The organism is Variovorax sp. PAMC26660 (assembly GCF_014302995.1).
In the GTDB taxonomy this organism is placed as follows: Bacteria; Pseudomonadota; Gammaproteobacteria; order Burkholderiales; family Burkholderiaceae_C; genus Variovorax.
Genome location: NZ_CP060295.1, coordinates 6434842 through 6452527 on the forward strand (window position 1 = coordinate 6434842; position 17686 = coordinate 6452527).

The 17686-nt window shown below is 66.6% G+C and carries 15 protein-coding genes and 1 riboswitch; of the genes, 6 read left to right on the forward strand and 9 right to left on the reverse strand.

Annotation, left to right across the window (positions count from 1 at the left end):
* Nucleotides 1–25: 25 nt before the first annotated feature.
* Together H7F35_RS30210 and H7F35_RS30215 are read right to left on the reverse strand one after the other, a co-directional pair.
* Complete coding sequence (locus H7F35_RS30210) at nucleotides 26–499, reverse strand: GNAT family N-acetyltransferase (protein WP_222621984.1); 474 nt, start codon at nucleotides 497–499, stop codon at nucleotides 26–28.
* Nucleotides 500–511: 12 nt separating this feature from the next.
* The gene (locus H7F35_RS30215) at nucleotides 512–1246 is read right to left on the reverse strand and encodes an FMN-dependent NADH-azoreductase (protein ID WP_261803418.1); all 735 of its coding nucleotides are present in this window, start codon (nucleotides 1244–1246) and stop codon (nucleotides 512–514) included.
* A 109-nt stretch (nucleotides 1247–1355) separates the two neighbouring features.
* Here H7F35_RS30215 and H7F35_RS30220 point away from each other — a divergent pair, with 109 nt between their 5' ends.
* Nucleotides 1356–2297, forward strand: coding sequence for a LysR substrate-binding domain-containing protein (locus H7F35_RS30220; protein ID WP_187110181.1), 942 nt, complete (start codon nucleotides 1356–1358; stop codon nucleotides 2295–2297).
* A 4-nt stretch (nucleotides 2298–2301) separates the two neighbouring features.
* On the opposite strand, the gene H7F35_RS30225 is transcribed toward H7F35_RS30220, so the two are convergent.
* Nucleotides 2302–2505 carry a hypothetical protein gene (locus tag H7F35_RS30225; RefSeq protein WP_187110182.1) on the reverse strand — a complete coding sequence of 68 codons (204 nt, stop codon included), beginning with the start codon at nucleotides 2503–2505 and terminating at the stop codon, nucleotides 2302–2304.
* Nucleotides 2506–2589: 84 nt separating this feature from the next.
* Entirely contained in the window at nucleotides 2590–3159 is a 570-nt protein-coding gene (gene mntP, locus H7F35_RS30230; protein WP_187110183.1) for a manganese efflux pump MntP, read from the reverse strand.
* A gap of 12 nt (nucleotides 3160–3171) precedes the next feature.
* Nucleotides 3172–3341: riboswitch (yybP-ykoY riboswitch) on the reverse strand.
* Nucleotides 3342–3477: 136 nt separating this feature from the next.
* Here mntP and H7F35_RS30235 point away from each other — a divergent pair.
* Together H7F35_RS30235 and H7F35_RS30240 are read left to right on the forward strand one after the other, a co-directional pair.
* Complete coding sequence (locus H7F35_RS30235) at nucleotides 3478–4563, forward strand: agmatine/peptidylarginine deiminase (RefSeq protein ID WP_410010741.1); 1086 nt, start codon at nucleotides 3478–3480, stop codon at nucleotides 4561–4563.
* A 135-nt stretch (nucleotides 4564–4698) separates the two neighbouring features.
* On the forward strand, nucleotides 4699–10206 hold the full coding sequence (locus H7F35_RS30240; protein WP_187110185.1) for a Mur ligase family protein: 5508 nt from the start codon (nucleotides 4699–4701) through the stop codon (nucleotides 10204–10206).
* A gap of 10 nt (nucleotides 10207–10216) precedes the next feature.
* Here H7F35_RS30240 and H7F35_RS30245 read toward each other — a convergent pair whose 3' ends face one another.
* Nucleotides 10217–10489 (reverse strand): acyl carrier protein, encoded by a 273-nt coding sequence (locus H7F35_RS30245; RefSeq protein WP_187110186.1) that lies wholly within the window; start codon nucleotides 10487–10489, stop codon nucleotides 10217–10219.
* Between the two features lie 109 nt (nucleotides 10490–10598).
* Between H7F35_RS30245 and H7F35_RS30250 the strand changes: the two genes are divergently transcribed.
* Nucleotides 10599–11621: a CFI-box-CTERM domain-containing protein gene (locus tag H7F35_RS30250; RefSeq protein ID WP_187110187.1), complete on the forward strand. Its 1023-nt coding sequence runs from the start codon at nucleotides 10599–10601 to the stop codon at nucleotides 11619–11621.
* On the opposite strand, the gene H7F35_RS30255 is transcribed toward H7F35_RS30250, so the two are convergent.
* Entirely contained in the window at nucleotides 11599–12534 is a 936-nt protein-coding gene (locus H7F35_RS30255) for a LysR substrate-binding domain-containing protein (protein ID WP_187110188.1), read from the reverse strand. The genes H7F35_RS30250 and H7F35_RS30255 overlap by 23 nt on opposite strands.
* Nucleotides 12535–12666: 132 nt before the next feature.
* Here H7F35_RS30255 and H7F35_RS30260 point away from each other — a divergent pair, with 132 nt between their 5' ends.
* Both H7F35_RS30260 and H7F35_RS30265 read left to right on the forward strand, forming a co-directional pair.
* The gene (locus H7F35_RS30260; protein WP_187110189.1) at nucleotides 12667–13344 is read left to right on the forward strand and encodes an FMN-dependent NADH-azoreductase; all 678 of its coding nucleotides are present in this window, start codon (nucleotides 12667–12669) and stop codon (nucleotides 13342–13344) included.
* Between the two features lie 168 nt (nucleotides 13345–13512).
* A complete protein-coding gene (locus tag H7F35_RS30265) occupies nucleotides 13513–13944 on the forward strand; it encodes a hypothetical protein (protein WP_187110190.1) in 432 nt (143 codons plus the stop codon).
* Nucleotides 13945–13977: 33 nt separating this feature from the next.
* On the opposite strand, the gene H7F35_RS30270 is transcribed toward H7F35_RS30265, so the two are convergent.
* From H7F35_RS30270 to H7F35_RS30280, 3 genes are all read right to left on the reverse strand, one after another.
* Nucleotides 13978–14883, reverse strand: coding sequence for an SDR family oxidoreductase (locus H7F35_RS30270; RefSeq protein ID WP_187110191.1), 906 nt, complete (start codon nucleotides 14881–14883; stop codon nucleotides 13978–13980).
* Nucleotides 14884–15000: 117 nt separating this feature from the next.
* On the reverse strand, nucleotides 15001–15939 hold the full coding sequence (locus tag H7F35_RS30275; RefSeq protein WP_187110192.1) for a glutathione S-transferase family protein: 939 nt from the start codon (nucleotides 15937–15939) through the stop codon (nucleotides 15001–15003).
* A gap of 47 nt (nucleotides 15940–15986) precedes the next feature.
* Nucleotides 15987–17627, reverse strand: coding sequence for an isovaleryl-CoA dehydrogenase (locus H7F35_RS30280; RefSeq protein WP_187110193.1), 1641 nt, complete (start codon nucleotides 17625–17627; stop codon nucleotides 15987–15989).
* Nucleotides 17628–17686 lie beyond the last annotated feature (59 nt).

The following is a 17686-nucleotide window of genomic DNA, read 5'->3' on the forward strand; positions in this document are numbered from 1 at the left end:
CCCTGTGATCGATAGGCCCGCTCGATCAAACGAACTTGAAGTACACAAGCTCGGGGTCATGCGCATCGAGGTTCTCGATCAGGCCGCTGCGCAAGAAGCCTGCCTTCGAGATGAGCCTCTGGGACGCCAGGTTGGAGCTGTTTGTCGAGGTGAAGAGCTTGGGCGTCCGGCATGCGGCCTCGGCCGCCGCAAGCAGTCGAAGTGCCACGCCCTTGCGCTGGTGCGCAGGCGAAACGACGACAAGAGAAACAAAGCCGTTCCCGAAGAAGTCGTGTGTGAGCACCACGTAGCCGACGACACGGCCGTCCTCCACAGCCACCGTGCATTGACGCTGCCCGACTGCGGCGGCGACAAGACTTGCCCGACCGGTGTTCGACCGGGCATACGCGTCGCACGCGAGCATGGCTTGCACATCGGTAGTCACTGCCTCGCGAACGCGCAGAGGTTTCGCTGCGGCTGTCCCGTCAGTCGGGTTTTTGTCTGCCTCGGGCTTGGTCAATCTCGCTCCAGTTCATCGGGGGTCGTCCGAGCATACGAGCTGGCCATCGGCGTTCGCATTGGCCTTGCCTGCTGTCGCACCGCCGAGTTCGTCGACGAGGCGATCGACTCCGGCCTCCGCCTTCAACAGCGACTGCGCAAGCTGTTCGCCGCCGAATTCGTCCGACTCCACCGCAGCCTCGAACACCTCGGTGATGCCGATGTAACCCAAGGCCGAGCGCACGCTGTTCTCGGTGTGATTCAGGTGCGCGATGCGCCCGCCCGCGTCGTAGCCGTGGTCGCCGCGCGCCCCAAGCAGCACCACGCGCTTGCCCGCGTCCGCCAGCAGCGGCCAGTAAGGCACGGCGCCGCGCGAACGATCGAAACCGAAGGTGCGGCCCACGCGCACGATGTTGTCGATCCATGCCTTGAACTGCGCCGGCGCGCCGAAGTTGTACATCGGCAGGCCGACCACGACGACATCGGCGGCGATGAGCTGGTCGACCAGACGGTCGCTCTCGGCGAGCACGTCGGCCATCCACGGTTCGCGCTCGGCCGGCGGCGTGAAGGCCGCATGGATCCAGCGGCCGGTGACGTGCGCGGGCGGCTGCTGGCCGACATCGAGGTAGTCGATGCGGTCGTCCGGCCGCGCCTTGCGCCAGTGCTCGACAAAGCGCGCGGAAAGGCGACGCGTGTGCGAGCCGTGGAGGTCGATGTCGGAACGGCCCGCACGGGCGCTGGCGTCGATGTGGAGAAGGTTCAGTGTCATGGTCTTGATGGATGAGTCGGTTTGTTCTGTCCTGTGCAGTCAGAATGGCTGCACAGGTCCTGAATCTAGGCATGATCAAGGCCATCCACAAACGATCATTTTTCCTCTCATGAACGAGATTGGCTCATCTGTCCGGCCGCCCCGGCGCCTGCCTCCGCTGCTGTCGCTGCGCGCCTTCGAGGCTGCAGCCGCGCACCGGAGCTTTCAGCGCGCGGCGCTCGAACTCTCGGTCACGCCCTCTGCCATCAGCCACCAGGTGCGCGCGCTCGAAGACACGCTGGGGCAGCCGCTGTTTCGGCGCCTGACGCGGCAACTGGCGCTCACGCCTGCGGGCCAGCGGCTGTTCGACGACCTGCGCATGGGCTTCGACGTGCTCGAAGCCGGTGTCGACAAGCTGCGGCGCCCTGCCGCATCGCAGGCCGTCACGCTCACCACGAACACGGCGTTTGCCGCGCGGTGGGTGTTGCCGCGCATGGTGGCTTTCCGCGAGGCCTGCCCTGGCGTCGAGCTGCGGCTGCATGCGAGCGACACGCTGGTCGACCTTGCAAGGGGCGACGCCGACATCGCGGTGCGCTCGGGCAGCGGCAACTGGCCCGGCCTTGCGTCGCGCGAGCTGATGCCCGAGCGCTACGCGCCGCTGTGCAGTCCGATGCTGGGCCTCACGCGCGTGGGCGATCTGCCGAAGCACCAGTTGATCCACTGCGACTGGCAGCCGCAGGCACTGGCGCCTGCGGTGTGGCCGCGCTGGTTTCGCGAGGCCGGCATCACGCCGCCGAGGGGCCGGGCGCTGAAGGCTTCGGGCCTTTCGTTTTCAGACGAGACGCACGCGATGCTCGCCGCGCTCGGCGGGCATGGCGTGGCGCTGTTGAGCCTCACGCTGGCGGCGGAAGAAGTGCGCAGCGGTGCGCTGGTGCAGCCGTTCGGGCCTGCGCTCGACACGGGCAGCTACTTTCTGGCCACCGCGAGCGGACGCGAGAAAGAGCCGGCGATTCGTGCGGTATGGGAGTGGATCGCGATGCAGGCCGCGGGGGACGCGCCCCACGGCCGCTGACGCGTCAGCGTGTCGTCTTGCTCAGGAGCGTCGGCACAACGTACCCGTCGCGGTACACGCTTTCGATGGTGCCATCGACACGGTCGGCGGAATGCGCCGCCACGAACCTTTCATCTCCCTGGCGATAGACCACGATGGTGCAAGACGAGCGCTTGCTGAGAATGCGGGCAACGCCTGTGGCCTGGCGAAGGGTCGGGTACGTCTCCATGGGGGGTCCTTGTCTGTCTTATGCCCCGGATGCTAGTGCTTAGGTGTTCAAAATGGGCGCCGGGCGCCCATTTTTTTCAGCGCCTCAGGCCAGGCCGTTCAGGTGCTCGTACAGGATCAGGAAGCCGATGCCGATCAGTACCAGGCCGCCCAGGATTTCCGCGCGCTTGCCGATCACCGCACCCAGCACGCGCCCGACCATCACACCGATGGTCACCATCGTCATGGTGGCAAGGCCGATGGCCAGCGCAGTCCAGGCGATGTTGACGTTGATGAAGGCCAGCCCGACGCCCACGGCCATCGCGTCGATGCTGGTGGCGAAGCCGGTCACCGCGAGTGTCCAGAAGGAGTTGCGTTCGGGCTTGTCTTCCACCGCATCGGGTGCGCCGAAGCCCGCCCAGATCATCCGCAGCCCCAGCACGCTGAGCAGCGTGACCGCGATCCAGTGGTCCCACCGGGCGACATAGCTGGCGGCGGCCAGGCCGGCAGCCCAGCCGATGACGGGTGTCAACGCCTCGATGACGCCGAAGATGAGGCCGGTGCGCAAGGCCTCGCGCCAGGAGGGTTTGCGAAGTGCTGCGCCTTTGCCGACAGCAGCGGCGAAAGCATCCGTCGACATGGCGAATGCAAGAAGGATCGTGGAGGCAATGTTCATGGTGGGTAGTAGCAAAGGCCGGTTCAAGACGCCGCAGCGCACGAACCCGCCGGCCAATGCCGTGTTCATGCGCCGCTGGTCTCGCCAACCTGTCGGTTGCTCACGCCACGGCTCGCATGGTGCGAACCGAGTATGTTGACGTGAGCGCTTCCGAAGTCCGGAAGCCGGCTACTCCCCAAGGGAGTGGCGATTCTAGTCAGAATCCGCAAACGGCCAAGCGGCTCCCCGCATCGGCGCCCCCATCCATTGAACTCATATGTCCAACGCCAGGCTGCCCTCTTTCCAAGTTCTGATCGGCTTCGAGAGATGCACTTTTCAATGACCCGCCGCCGCCTGCTGAACGGACTGAGCCTTGCGCCGCTGGGTTGGGCCGCTGCGCCGTCTTCGGTTGCCGCCGCCCCCGAGACCTGGCGCATGCCGGACGAAGGCGATGCGCACCGCGCCACCTGGATGTCTTTCGGCCCCAGCGAAAAAGTCTGGGGACGGCGCTTGCTGAAGCCGGCGCGCGAGCACCTGGCCACCATCGCCCGCACCATCGCCGACTTCGAGCCCGTGCACATGCTCGTGCGCGAGCAGGAGCATGACCTGGCAGCCAGGCTGTGCGGCAACCGCGTGCAACTCGAAGTGCAGCCGGTGGACGATCTCTGGATGCGCGACACCGGGCCGGTGTTCGTGCGCAATGCCGCCGGCGAATGGGCCGGTATCGACTTCAACTTCAATGGCTGGGGCGGCAAGCAGGCCCATGCACGCGACGCCGAGGTGGCCGAGTACGTGACCGACACCGCTAAAGGGCAACGCCTGAGCACGCGGCTCGTGCTCGAAGGCGGCGGCATCGAGGTCGACGGCGCGGGCACGGCCATCATCACCGAGAGCTGCGTGCTCAATGCCAACCGCAACCCCGGCTTGCGCAAGGAGGCCTGCGAAGCAGAACTCAAGCGCCTGCTGGGCCTGCGCAAGATCATCTGGCTGCCCGGCATCGCGGGCCGCGACATCACCGACGGGCACACCGACTTCTATGCGCGCTTTGCCGCGCCGGGGGTGGTGGTTGCAGGCGTCGACGACGACCCGGACTCCTACGACCACGCCGTGACCCGGCGCCACCTGGAAATCTTGCAGCAGGCCACCGACGCACGCGGCCAGCGCTTGCGCGTGGAAGTGCTCAAGGGTCCCGAGACAGTGCGCAGCACGTTCGAGACGGACGAGTTCGCGGCGGGCTACATCAACTTCTACGTGTGCAACGGCGCCGTCATCGGCCCGCAGTTCGGCGATGCGCGCGCCGATGCCAACGCGCGCGCACTGCTGCGGGACCTGTTTCCGAAGCGCGAGGTGGTGCAGCTCGACATCGATGCCATCGCCGCAGGCGGCGGCGGCATTCACTGCACCACGCAACAGCAGCCGCGCTGATCGGCTGCGCTGGGGCGGCACCAGAGACACCAAGGCATCTAGGGGTTCATGCTTTGGTTTGCAGCCAAACGATAGACTGCCGCCACCTAAAAGAACAACGCCCATGGCAGCCGGGCGGAGACCGGGATCAACGCAGTGAATCTCAGCGATCTTCTGGACAGCGCTTGGCAGGGCCTGGCGACTTCCCGCGGCGCATCGCCGCAGGCCTTTGCACCGGCTGGCACCGCCGGCTGTGTCGTGTTCTTCGCACTGCACAACGGCGTCGATCGCGCCCACGTGCACGCGGCACGTGGCGAAGACCTGGAGGCGGCCTGGCAGCAAGGCACGCAGGCGCTGGAGGCCTTCGTTGCCGCGCGCTCTTCACACCCGCTGCAAAGCCTGCGCGTGGATGTGGTGAGCCAGGTACAGATGCTGACCTGGGGCGAGCTCAAGACCCGCCTCTCGCAAAACCCGCCACCTCGCTTTCGCGAAGGCGTCGCCTTCGACGCGCGGTTCGACGTGGCGCTGCTTGCGCAGGAAATCGCCGGCCACGCCATCCTCCAGGAACCCGGCGCGACGCATGCGCAACCGCATCCCGTGAACCTGCATGCCTGTGGCCGCCACCGCTTCGGCATCGATCTCGCCTTTCCCGACGACGCCGCCGCGCCCGTGTGGTGCTTCCGTACCCACGCCGTGCTGGTGGATGCGGAAGGCGTGCATCCGCTCGGTGCCGAGGGGGCCGCAACGGGCTACCGCTCGCGGTCCCGGTGGAGCGCGCCGCAGTTGCGCCAGCTCATCGCAGACGGCAGCGACCATCTCGCGGCACGCGTGCGACCGGACGGCACGTTCGATGATGGCGGTGTTCCCCACGCCGCCCCTTCTGCCCTCGCTTTCGATGCGCTGCGCCACGCGCACGCCGTTCATGCGCTGGTGGAAGCCTCTGCTTTCACAAAGGCGGACGCCCACAAGGCAGCCATGCACCGCGCGCTCGCCCGCCTGACCACCACACTGATCCGGACAACGCCGTTGCAAGACGGCACGCTCGCAGCCGGTCTCGCCGGCCCCGGTGGCCAGGCGCGGTTCGACGGCAACGCGGCCTGCCTGCTCGCACTGGTCGCCTACACCAAGTCAACCGGCGACACCACACACCTGGCATTGATGACGCAACTGGCGCTGGGCATCGTGCACACACACGACGCCAGCCGCAGCGAAGGCCTGACCGGGTTCGGTCTCTTGCGCCTTTACAGCCTGACTGGCGAGCGCCGCTGGCTCACCGCGGCCGGCCGGCTCTTCGAACACTTCATAGCCACCGGCGACAAGCGCACCGATGACCCCTGGCTGGCCAGCGGCATCAATGAGCTGAGCCGCTACCGGCCCGAGCCAGTGATCTTTCAGTTCGGCCTGCAGCACCTTGCGGCCCAGCTGGACGCCAGCGCCGTCCCGACGGGACCCATGCCGCTGATCGCCGCGTTCGACATGGTGTCGAGGCTGGCCGCGAATCCCGTGCTGCGGCCCTTGCTTGCCGGGCTTGACCGGCACAGGCTGCGCCTGGCGCTGGAAGAGCGCGCGCACCGTCTGGTCGACAGTCATTTCTGGCCCGAGCTGGCGATGTTCTTCCCCGACCCCGCACGGGTCCGCGGCGCCTTCTTCAACCGGGCCTTGGGGTTCCGGTTGGACATCGAGGACGTGGCCTGCGGTCTTCGGGACTGCGCGGCCTGCCTGAAGTTTCTGCAGGCGACAGCGGACGATGCAGGCGAAGGTGCTGCATCTACCCTGTTGTCGCCCACCGACGGGCCGGTGGTCGCCTGGGGCGGTGACATCAACCTGGGTGGCCGGCAGCACCATCGCACGCAAGAGCTGGGCTGGTCGGCCGTGCTCGGCGGGGTTCCGGTGATGGCGCAGGCCGATCTCGGCATTGCCAGCCTGGCCTGCGTGGTGTCGTCATTGCATGGGCCGCAGGACACCGCGAGCGGCGACGACAGTTCGGACCGCCGCCACGCGCGCCCCGAGATGCTGCGCCTTCTCGGCGAGGCAGGCATCGACGTGATCGCCACGGCCAATCGCCACAGCGGTGACGACAAAGCCCGTGGGCACCAGACGGCCCTGCTCAACGCGGCCGGCATCGGCCACGCCGGTTCGGGGCCGACGCTGGAAGCAGCGCTGCAACCCGTCCTGCGCCGCGCGGGCCATCTGAACGTCGCACTGTTCTCGCTCGACGCCGCCGCACCGAAGCTCGCGGCCGGCGAGGCGAGCGCTGGCAACGCGTACCTGCCGCCGTCTTCGCCGACTGCGTGGACGGCATGCTTGGCACCTCGCATGGCCGCAGCACGCCTGCAGGCGCACGTGGTGCTGGTGGCAGTGCATTGGGGCAGCGACGGCACGCCAGCGAATTCCGATGCGGACCGGACGGCCATCGGCCGCGCGCTGATCGATGCCGGGGCCGATGCGGTCCTTGGCACCGCAACCCGGGGGCAACAAGGCGTCGAGATCTACCGCGACCGGCCCATCGTCCACGGCGCCGGCGACCTTCTGCGCGACACGATGCACGACGAAGGCGAGAGCGGCGTGTTCTCGCTTCAGTTGGGCAACAGCGGCGTGCAGCGCGTGGTGTTCACACCCCTGCGCCTGGGCTTCGGCCAGACAGTGCAGCTCGAAGGCCCGCAGGCTGCGGCGGCCGCCAGCCGATTCCTCCAGAAAAGCCAGGCCCTCGGTTCGGCGTTCAAGCTCGCCGCCACCGGCCAGTGCTTCATCGACCTGCAACCGCCCTACCGCAAGCCGGTGTCGTTGCCGCTTCTTCCGCGAAGGGGGCACCACCCGGATGCGATCCGTGCGGCCACACAACCACAAGAAGAATGGCTCGCGAACGAAGTGCCCCGCGCGGCGCGGCTCGAATCGCCGGTGCCGCTGGGCCCGCTTCGCCTGCTCGGTGCGCGGGTCACGCCCGATCGGCTCACCGGGCGCGGCAGCGTGACGGTCGAGACCTTCTGGCAACTCGACCAGCCCACCGGCATCGACTGGCGCCTCGACATCTGCGCCTTTCCCTTCACCTGTGTCGACGCGCCGGCCTGGGGCCTGTCGACCGATCACGACCCGTGCGACTGGACGTGGCCCACCAGCCGCTGGCAGCCCGGCCTGATCTACCGCGACGTTCACCGCCTGCGGCCACCGGCCGCACCGCTGTACGACGTCGAGCTGCAGATCGAAGTCGGCCTCGTCACCGCGACCGCGCAGGTGGAACGCGAGCGGCTGCAGTTGTTCGTGGACTTCACCGTCCATGCCGACAAGCCGACGCCGGCGCCACCCAAGGTGTTTCCGCCGATGCCGCGCTATCGCGTGTTCCCGCCCGAGGCCTTGCCACCCGATCTGCCGGGTGAGCCCAGGCAGACATGGAACGCCGCGCAACTGGCGGCCGTCACAGGCGGCACCTGGCTGGTGGCACCGCCGCCCGGATGGTTCGTGCGCTCCGTGTCGCGCGGCGAGGCGCTGACGGCAGACCTGCCGCTGCCCGCGCTTTTTGTGGCCTCCGACTACTGGACGCTGGCCATCCACGAGCGTTTTTCCGACAACGCGCACGAGCGCAACTGGGACTGGTCCGACGAGATCGTGCGCATGCAGCCCCAACTGGTGGGCGCCGCGCTCCGCAGGCCGATCGCGGGACTCGCGCCGGACTTCCCCGTGCTGCTGGTCGACGACCCGATCCAGTCGCTGGTCGAGATGGGCGTGGCCGCGCGCCAGCGGCTGCAAGGCCACGTGATCGCCATCACCGGCAGTGCGGGCAAGACCTCCGTGTGCCACATGCTCGATCACGCCTTCTCTGCATCGCACAGCCGCTTCGCCACCATCCAGAACTACAACTCGCGTGTGGGCGTGCTCGCCATGCTGGCGTGCGTGCCTGCGCAGACCGACCTGGTGATCCTGGAAATTGCCGTCAGCGCCATCAACGCGCAGGACTTCCAGCACGTGAAGCTGGTGCGGCCCGACCTGGCCGTCATCACGAACATCACGGCCTCGCACCTGGACGACGGAGAAACCGTGGAAGACGTCGCGCGACGCAAGGCAAACGTGTTCGAGGGCATGCACCCCGGCGCGTGGGCCGTGCTGTGCACCGACACCGAGTACTTCGACTACCTGATGGCACGCGCGCAGGCACGCTCGCTGAAGGTGCTGACTTACGGCACAACCGCCGCGGCCGACTTCCGGCTGGAAGCGCACGACCCGGCTTCCGGCAGGATCAGGGCCAGCCATGCCGGCCGGCATTTTGAGTACGCGCTGGGCGCCAAAGGCCGGCACATGGCCGTCAACAGCCTCGTGTGCTTTGCAGTGACGCATGCATTGGCGCTGGACGACAGCCAGGTCTGCGCGCAGCTCGCGTCGTTCGCCGCCGTGCAGGGGCGCGGGCAGGTCTTGCCGTTTGCGCTGGACGACAAACACTTCCGGGTCATCGACGAGTCCTACAACGCCAACCCGTTGTCGATGACCGCGGCGCTGGCCTCGATGGCCGACGAACCGCGCAGCAACGGCCGCAAGATCCTGGTGCTCGGCGATATGCTGGAGCTGGGCGACGACACGAGCCGCTACCACGAGGCGCTCGTGGAACCGATCGCGCAGTGCGAGCCCGCGCTCGTCTTCCTGCTGGGCACCTTCATGAGCAGGCAGCGGGACCGCATCGCAGCCGCCTTGCCGCCGACCTCGACCGTGCATGCGAGCGAATCGCTCGATGCGCTCGAACGCACGCTGCTCGATGCGATCGGCTCCGGCGACCTCGTGCTGCTCAAGAGTTCCAACGGCATGCGGCTCTGGCAGATTGTGCGTACGCTGACCCGGCGGCAGGAAGCGCAGAAGCGGCAGCAACCGGCTGCATCGGCGCCGGTGGCCATTGCGCCCATGCCACTGCCGCCCGCCGCCGTGATCCGTCGTTCCGGCGCATCCGCCGCCACGGAACCGGCCACGCCCAGTTGGGTCCTGTACGACATGACGCACGACAGGTTGCTGACCCACCAACCCGCCAGCCATCCCTTCGCGCCCGCCGCGCTGTCTTTGCTGATGACGGCGGTTCTGGTCGAACAGAAACTCCATGCCGAGCGCCTGGACCGGCATGCCGAACCCGTGCCGGTTGCTGTCGGCGATGACTCTTCCGACGCACTGCTCACGGCCGCCACGTCGCAACCGGTGCAGCGGTTGCTGGAGGCCGCGTTGATCGCGTCGTCCCGCAAGGACGCTCTTGCGCTTGCGTCGTGGCACAGCGAAAGCCCGGCGGCTTTCGTCTCGGCCATGAACCGGCAGGCACAGGCATGGGGCATGACCGACACGCACTTCGCCTGTCCCACGGGGCTTCAGGCGGCAGCCCGCACCACGGCTGTCGACATGCTCACGATGGCGCGCCACGTGTTGCAGGGCTTTTCATCGGTGTTCCAGGTGGCCGGAACGGCTCGCCTCAGCGACGTTCCGGAAGCGGCGCTGCTGGAACAGGTAGCGAATGTCGATGGCCTTCAGGCCGGCGCGTTGCCCGGCGGTGGCGCACACCTGATCGCGACTGCACAGCGCGACGGGCGGCGCCTGATCTCCGTGGTGCTGGGTGCATCGGACGGGCCAACCTGCACGCGGCTGTCGGCACTGCTACTGCAGCGCGGATTCGAGACTCCGGGCGAAGGCGCCGCTTCGTAGCAGATGCCGGCTACCTCACAGCAGCGACATGAGCCTGCGCGTCGAGCAGTTCGCACAGGCCCTGCAAGGTCAGCGGATCGCTTGCACCGCCGACGCCGAGCTTGTCCACGGGAATGCGCAGCTTGAACATGTTCTCGGCCGCGCACACGAACTCCAGAACGGTGAGCGAATCGAGCCCGAGATCGTTCAACGGTGTCGAGGGCGTGACTGACACACGGGCCACGTGAAAGCGCCGCTCCAGGATGGAACTGACCTCACCGTAGCGCGCTGTTGTCGAAGACATCGCAGCTTTATCCTGCGGCCTGCCTGACCGCAGACTGACGCGGCTCGCGTCGTTTGCTACATTCCACGGCCGGTCCGGCCCCGCCTTTTCTCAACCCATTCGAATCCCGATGACTTTTGTCGCCGCAGTGTGCCCCCAGTGTTCAGGAACCCTCCAGATTCCGCAGGAGCGGGACTTCGTGAAATGCGAGTACTGCGGGACCAACATCATGGTTCGCGAGCCGGTCAGGCCCGCTCACTACGTCCAGTTGGGTCAACCCGAGCAAGCGGCTCCGGCCAACGGCGCGAATCTCAAGCGGCTTGCCGAAGCGGCGATTGCCGCAGGCAACTACGAGGAGGCCTGCGACTATTTCAATCGAGCCCTGGAAATCGATCCGAATGACGTGGAGGCTTGGCTCGGCAAGGCAGATGCCCTGGGCCTGTACACCCAGCCCGACAACCTTCGGCTGCAGGAAATGATCGTGGCGTTGGACAACGCGCGCAAGGCCGCCGTGCCTGAACGCCAGCCCGACCTGCTGAAGAGCATGGTCGCGAAGGTCAAGACGGTGGTGTTTCCGCTCTACGTTGCGGCGCAAGAAGAGTTGCGAACGTACCCGTCGTTGCCCGAATGGGAGAGCTACCTGCGCCAGTGCGCGCAGTACTTAGCGGTTGGAAAAATCGCGCACGAGCGCGCGCCCGACGACACGGAAATCATCGAGTTCATGATTGAGCTTTGCAGGAGCAACATCGAGGGCGTGTACGTCGGCAGCTCTGGCGGGGACTTCTATGCCGTGGACGACGCGCACGAAAAGAAGCTGCGCGAAACCATGGAGGCCTACAGCGCAAAGCTGGCGGTATTCAAGCCCGGCTATCAATATCCCATGGTGCAGCGCGCTGGCAAGAAGTGCTTTGTCATGACCGCGACGATGGGCGATGCGGCACATCCGTCGGTCGTGCTGCTGCGAGTTTTCAGGGATGAACGCCTCGCCCGTTTTTCTGTCGGCCGTGCCTTCATTGCCTGGTACTGGACGCATGGCCCTGCCCTTGCGCGGCGGGTCGAGAAGTCGAAGGCCCTGCGAAGCGCGGCCTATGCGTTCGTGGTGGTTCCCGCCGTGGCTGCGGTCAAGGCGCTCAACCGCCTCGTGCCGCGATAGAGCGCGGGGCCTGGGCAGCCGCGCCCAACGGCGACAACCCCCTCACCCACTCGAACACCGCAGCAACCGCCGGTTCTGAACGTCGGGCCTCCAGACACACCAGATAGAACGGCAGACCGGGCAGCACTGGCCCAAAAGGCTGCACCAGATTGCCCGCGCGCAACTCGTCCGTGATCAGCGCCAAGCCCATCAACGCCACGCCCTGCCCTTGCAGCGCGGCCGACACGGTGTGCGTTTCGTCGGAGAACACCGGCCCGGCGGACACATCGAGGCTCGGCACTTGCGCCTCTTGCTGCCACGCGGCCCATGTGCCCGGCTGGGTCTTGCTGCCGGGCACCGCGAAATGCAGCAGCGTGTGCTTCGTCAGGTCGCTGCGGCGGCGCAGCTTGAGCGCGGGGCTGCAGGCCGGCGCAAATGTGTTGTCGAACAGCTTTTCGGCCACCAGGCCCGGCCACTGGCCCTTGCCATAGCGGATGGCGATGTCGGCCGTGATGCCGTCCAGCGCCACGGCCTCGTGCGATGCGTGAATGCGCAGGTCGAGCTTGGGATGCAACGCACGCAAGGTGCCCACGCGCGGCAGCAGCCAGCGTGCCGCGACGGCTGGCGTGGTCGACAGTGTGATGGCCTGTCGCGCGGGCGGCGCACGCAGCCGCGCGACGGCATTCGACATGGCGTTGAAAGATTCGCTCAACACCGCCTGCAGTTCCCTGCCCTGCGGCGTGAGCACCAGTTGCCTTGGCTGCCGAATGAAAAGCTGCACGCCCAGCGATTCTTCGAGCTGCCGCACCTGATGGCTGATGGCAGTGGGCGTGACCGACAACTCGTTGGCCGCGAGCTTGGCGCTGCAATGCCGCGCAGCGGCCTCGAAGGCGCGCAGCGCCGCCAGCGGGGGCAGTGAATGCAGGTTGGCCATGGATGAATCAATTTTTCAGCAAGGCAAAGAAATCGTCGTTTGTGGCGGCCGTGATGCTTGGATAAATTGCAATCCGTGTCAAGCAATCAGATGAATTCCATTCACTCCATCAGCCCAACCGAGGACCCCGCCATGACCACCCTGCTCCACATCGACGCCAGCGCCCGCCCCGGCCTTTCGGGCACCATCGCGCATGGCTCGCACTCGCGCCGCCTGAGCCATCGCTTCGTCTCGACCTGGAAGACCGAACGCCCGCACGACGAAGTGATCTACCGCGACATCGGCGCGAAGCCGCCCGGCGTGGTCACCGGCGAATGGATCGAGGCGGGCTACACACCCGCGGAGCTGCGCGCGCCCTGGATGCATGGTGTGCTGGCGGAAAGCGATGCGCTGATTGCAGAGATCCGCCAGGCCGACCTGCTGGTGATCGGCGTGCCCATGTACAACTTCGGCATGCCGGCGCAGTTGAAGTCATGGATCGACAACGTCGTGCGCGTCGGCGCCACCTTCAATTTCGATCGCAGCCTCGACAACCCGTACGTGCCGTTGCTGGCCGAGCGCACGCGTCGCACGGTGCTGCTGACTTCGTGCGGCAGCAACGGCTATGGTCCCGGCGGTTTTCAGGCGCACCTGGATCTGCTGACGCCGGGCATTGCCAGCCCGCTTGCGCTGCTCGGGCTCGCCGAAATTCACAGCGTGGCCGTCGAGCATGCGGAAGACCATGGCGACCTTCTCGATCAATCGATGGCCACCGCGCTTGTTCGCGTCGACGCGCTGGTGCGTGCATTGCAAACATCCGCAAGCGCCTGAACTGTAATTTCCGATAACAGTGCGCGGGCAATTCGCAACACGACGAATGGGCACGATGGCGCAATGGAAATGCCGCTTGTCCCAGCGCTTGCGTTGTGATTTCATCTTTGACGCATACCCATGCAATGTCAGGGAGTGAATAAGCGGTTCAAGAAAAGAGGGACTGAAATGACCAAGCATGACCTTCGTTCGCGCGTGTTCGCGACATTGGGATTCTTGTCTATGGGTGCGGCATCGTTGGGCGCCAACGCCGCGGATGGCACGATTCATTTCACGGGCGAGATCGTCGCCGCTCCGTATGAAATGCAGGTCGTCGCCAAAGCACCCGCAGTCACGCATCGCGTGGTTGCGGGCAACACCACCGAGGTGGTGTTCCTGCGGCAATGGGTGGATCGACCCAGCGCCAGGGTTCGCGTCGATGCGCTCGGTGGCATGTCCGTGGCCACTGCATTCACCGACGCCAAGGGCCGGCAGAACGCGTTCGATCCGGCGGGCGGGCAGCATGTGGGCCTCGATGGCGGCACGCTGTCGATCAAGCCGCAAGGCAAACCGCCGGCCGGCCGCGTGGCCAGCGCGATGCTGACCGTCAGCTACAACTGAACCGCGCCGCGCACGGCGCGGTGTGGCTCAGGTTCAGGCCGAGCGAAGCTGCTCACGCAGCTTCTGCCCGATCTCGGGCCGCTCCAGGAACGGATCGGCCGGGTTGGTGACCGACACGATGTTCTCCATGCGGCTGCGCACATTGCCCAGCGCCTTGGGGTGGCTGAACACGTAGAACTGGTTGGCCGTGATCGCGTCGAACACCTTGGCCGCCACTTCGGCGGCGGTGATCTTGCCGCTGCTCACGGCCTTGTTGCTCATGGCCTGGCCGATGAGCTGGCTCTTGGTCAGCTCGCTGTCCTTGGGCGCGTTCGGGCGATTGCGCTCGCTGCTCGTGATGCCGGTGGGCACGAAGTACGGGCACAGCAGGCTCGCGCCGATCTGGTCGGTCACGAGGTTCAGGTCCTGGTACATGGTCTCGGTGAGGCTCACCACCGCAGCCTTGGCCGCGTTGTAGATGCCCATGTTGGGCGGCGTGAGCAAGCCGGCCATGCTGGCGGTGTTGGTGATGTGGCCGCGATAGCTCGGGTCTTTGGCAGCCGCCTCGAGCATCATCGGCGTGAACAGGCGCACGCCGTGGATCACGCCCCACAGGTCGACGCCCAGCACCCATTCCCAGTCGGCGACGGTGTTTTCCCACACCAGGCCGCCCGCGCCCACGCCGGCGTTGTTGAATACGAAGTGCGGCGCGCCGAAGCGTTCCTTGACAGCGGCGGCCAGCGCTTCCATCTGCGCCGCGTCGGACACATCGACCTTGCGTGCCAGCACCTGGGCGCCGGCAGCTTCCATCTCGGCCTTGGCCTTGTCGAGTGCATCCTGCTGCACATCGACCAGCACGAGGTTCATGCCGCGGGCGGCGCCGATGCGCGCGCATTCGAGGCCGAAACCCGAACCGGCGCCGGTGAGTACAGCGGTCTTGCCCTTGAAGTCCTGAATCATTTGCCGGTGTCCTTGTGTTGAATGTCTCTGACGTTGGAGCCGCTATTGAAATACGGAAAGCGCGCGGGCGCAGTCGCGAAGGTGCCCGCCCTGCGCCTCGTTTTCGGTCACGCCTCGTCAGGCCTCGGCCTTCTTCAGCACGTAACCGATGCGTGGAAAGTGCACATGCAGCGTGCCCGTGCGGTCGCCGGTGCGCGCCAGCGTGTAGTGCGTGCGCGTGGCGGCAACCAGCGTGCCCGGCGTCTCTTCGAGGCCGAAGCTCTCGGCGCGCACGGTGACGGCGCTGCCCAGCGGAATGCCGTGGTCGTCCTGGAAGGTGCTGTCGGTCAGCAGCGTGTGCGGCGTCGCGGCCTTGGCGGCGGCGATGGCTTCGTCGGCCGAGAATTTCTCGGGCGTGCCGTGGCCGATGGCGGCCATGCGGTCCATCCAGTCGACCACCGCGGGCGTGAGGTCGAGGATGCTTTTCACCGACTCGATGCGGCGCGTATACCAGAGCGGGTGGTAGACCGAGAAGTCGGCAATGCAGGGGAACTCGCCCAACAGAAAAGGCTTGTCGTCGAGCATGTCCGACAGGCGGCGCAGGTACGACTTGTAGGCGCTGGTGGCATCGGCCGGACGCAGGCGCGTCATGTTGCCGGCGCTCATCTTGCCGCGGTCTTCGCCGAAGGCCTTGGCCGCTTCTGGCGGCGCCTTGGCAAACACTTCGGCAGCGCCCTTGGGCTGCAGGTTCCAGGCCATCGCGGCCCAGAACAGCGTGGTGTCGGCCCACTGCGCGAGGATGCGCGACATGCCTTTTTCAGGCTCAGGGTAGAGCGTGGGTTCGGGCTGCAGGTGCTCCAGCACGTCGGCGATGAGCGCGCTGTCGCAGTACATGTCGGCGCCGATCTGCAGGAACGGCGTCTTGCGGTAGCCGCCGGTGAGTGTCTCCACGTCGGGCTTGGGCATGATCGGCGGAATGAAGACCGACTTCCACGGCAGCTTCTTGGCGCCGAGGATGAGCCGCACTTTCTCGGAGAACGGCGAGGTGGTGTAGTGGTGAAGGATCAGGTCGGCCATGTGTTGTTTCCTGTGGGGTGCTTGCTTTTGCTTGTGTTCAGCGCGCATCAACGAGGTTGTGCGCGCTGGAGGATCGAATCGAAATCGGTGCCCGCGCCGAGCGTGCCGAAGGTCTGCCCCCAGTCGCCGCCAAGGCGCGAGTCGCAGAAGGCGGTGAAGACTGCGGCCGGTGCGGTCTGAACGAGCAATGCAGCCTGCACCGCGAGGGCCACATCCTGTGCCAGACGACGCGCCTCGACCTCGGAGGCCATCGCCTCGATGCGCGCGGGCAAGGCGTCGGCCAGGCGGTCCAGCGCGGCATGCTGGCCGCGCGCCGGGGCCAGCTCTTTCGTCAGGCCTGCCACCGCATCGCCCTTGCGCAAACCACGCAGCAGATCGAGCGCCATGATGTTGCCGGCGCCTTCCCAGATGGAGTTGAGCGGCATCTCGCGGTAGATGCGCGCCATGATGCCTTCGCCGCCCTCTTCCACATAGCCATTGCCGCCGAGGCATTCCATGGCTTCCTGTGCGAAGTGGCTGCCTCGCTTGCAGATCCAGAACTTGGCGACCGGCGTGAGCAAGCGTGCCATCAGCCGTTCGTGTTCCTCGTTCGGGTGATCGAAGGCGCGCGCAAGGCGGATCGCGAGCGCGGTCGAGGCTTCGCTTTCGAGCGCCAGGTCGGCCAGCACGTTCTTCATGAGCGGCTGTTCGATCAGCGGCTTGCCGAAGGCGCTGCGCTGGCTGGCGTGGTTGAGGGCGATGCTCAAGGCCTGCCGCATCAGGCCGCTGGTGCCGAGCGCGCAGTCGAGCCGCGTCATGGTGCCCATCTCCAGGATCTGCGGAATGCCGCGTCCCTCTTCACCCACCAGCCAGGCGGTGGCTCCGTGGAACTCGACCTCGGAACTCGCATTCGCCTTGTTGCCGAGCTTGTCCTTCAGGCGCTGGATGTGGATGGCGTTGTGCGTGCCGTCGGGCAGCACGCGCGGAAGAAAGAAGCAGCTCAACCCGGCGGGCGCCTGCGCCAGCACCAGGAAGGCATCGCACATCGGCGCCGAGAAGAACCACTTGTGGCCAGTGATGGCATAGCGCTCGCCCCAGGCGTCGCTGCCATCGCGCACGGCGCTCGTGGTGTTGGCGCGAACGTCGGAGCCGCCCTGCTTCTCGGTCATGCCCATGCCCATGGTCACGCCGGGCTTCTCTTTGAGCGATTTCAGCGCGGGGTCATACCAGAGGCTGCCGAGCTTGGGGCCCCAGTCGGCATACACGGCCGCGTTGCCGCGCAGCGCGGGCGTGACCGCGTAGCTCATCGAGATCGGGCAAAGAATCGAAGGCTCCAGCTCGGTGAAGAGCATGAAGCCGGCCGCACGCAGCACGTGCGGCGAGGCCGACGTGCCGGTCCACGGCGTGCCATGCAGCCCCGCGCCCACGGCGGCCGTCATCAGCGCGTGGTAGCTCGGATGAAACTCCACCGTGTCGATACGCCGCCCGAAGCGGTCGTGCGTGTGCAGCTCAGGCGTGTGGATGTTGGCAAGGCGCGCATGCATCTGCATGTCGGCCGAGCCCAGGGTCGCACCCAGTTCCTGCAACTGCGCAAGCTGCAATGCGGGCGCGTTGAACTTCAACGCATCGCGCAAAGGCCGGTTGGTGTCGAAGAGGTTGTAGTCCACCAGCGGTGCGGGCTGGTTGAACACCTCGTGCGTCGAGTTCATTCGAATACCTCCGTGCTCTGCACTGCGGTGCGCGCTTGTTTGGGGCGGCCCGGCGCGGC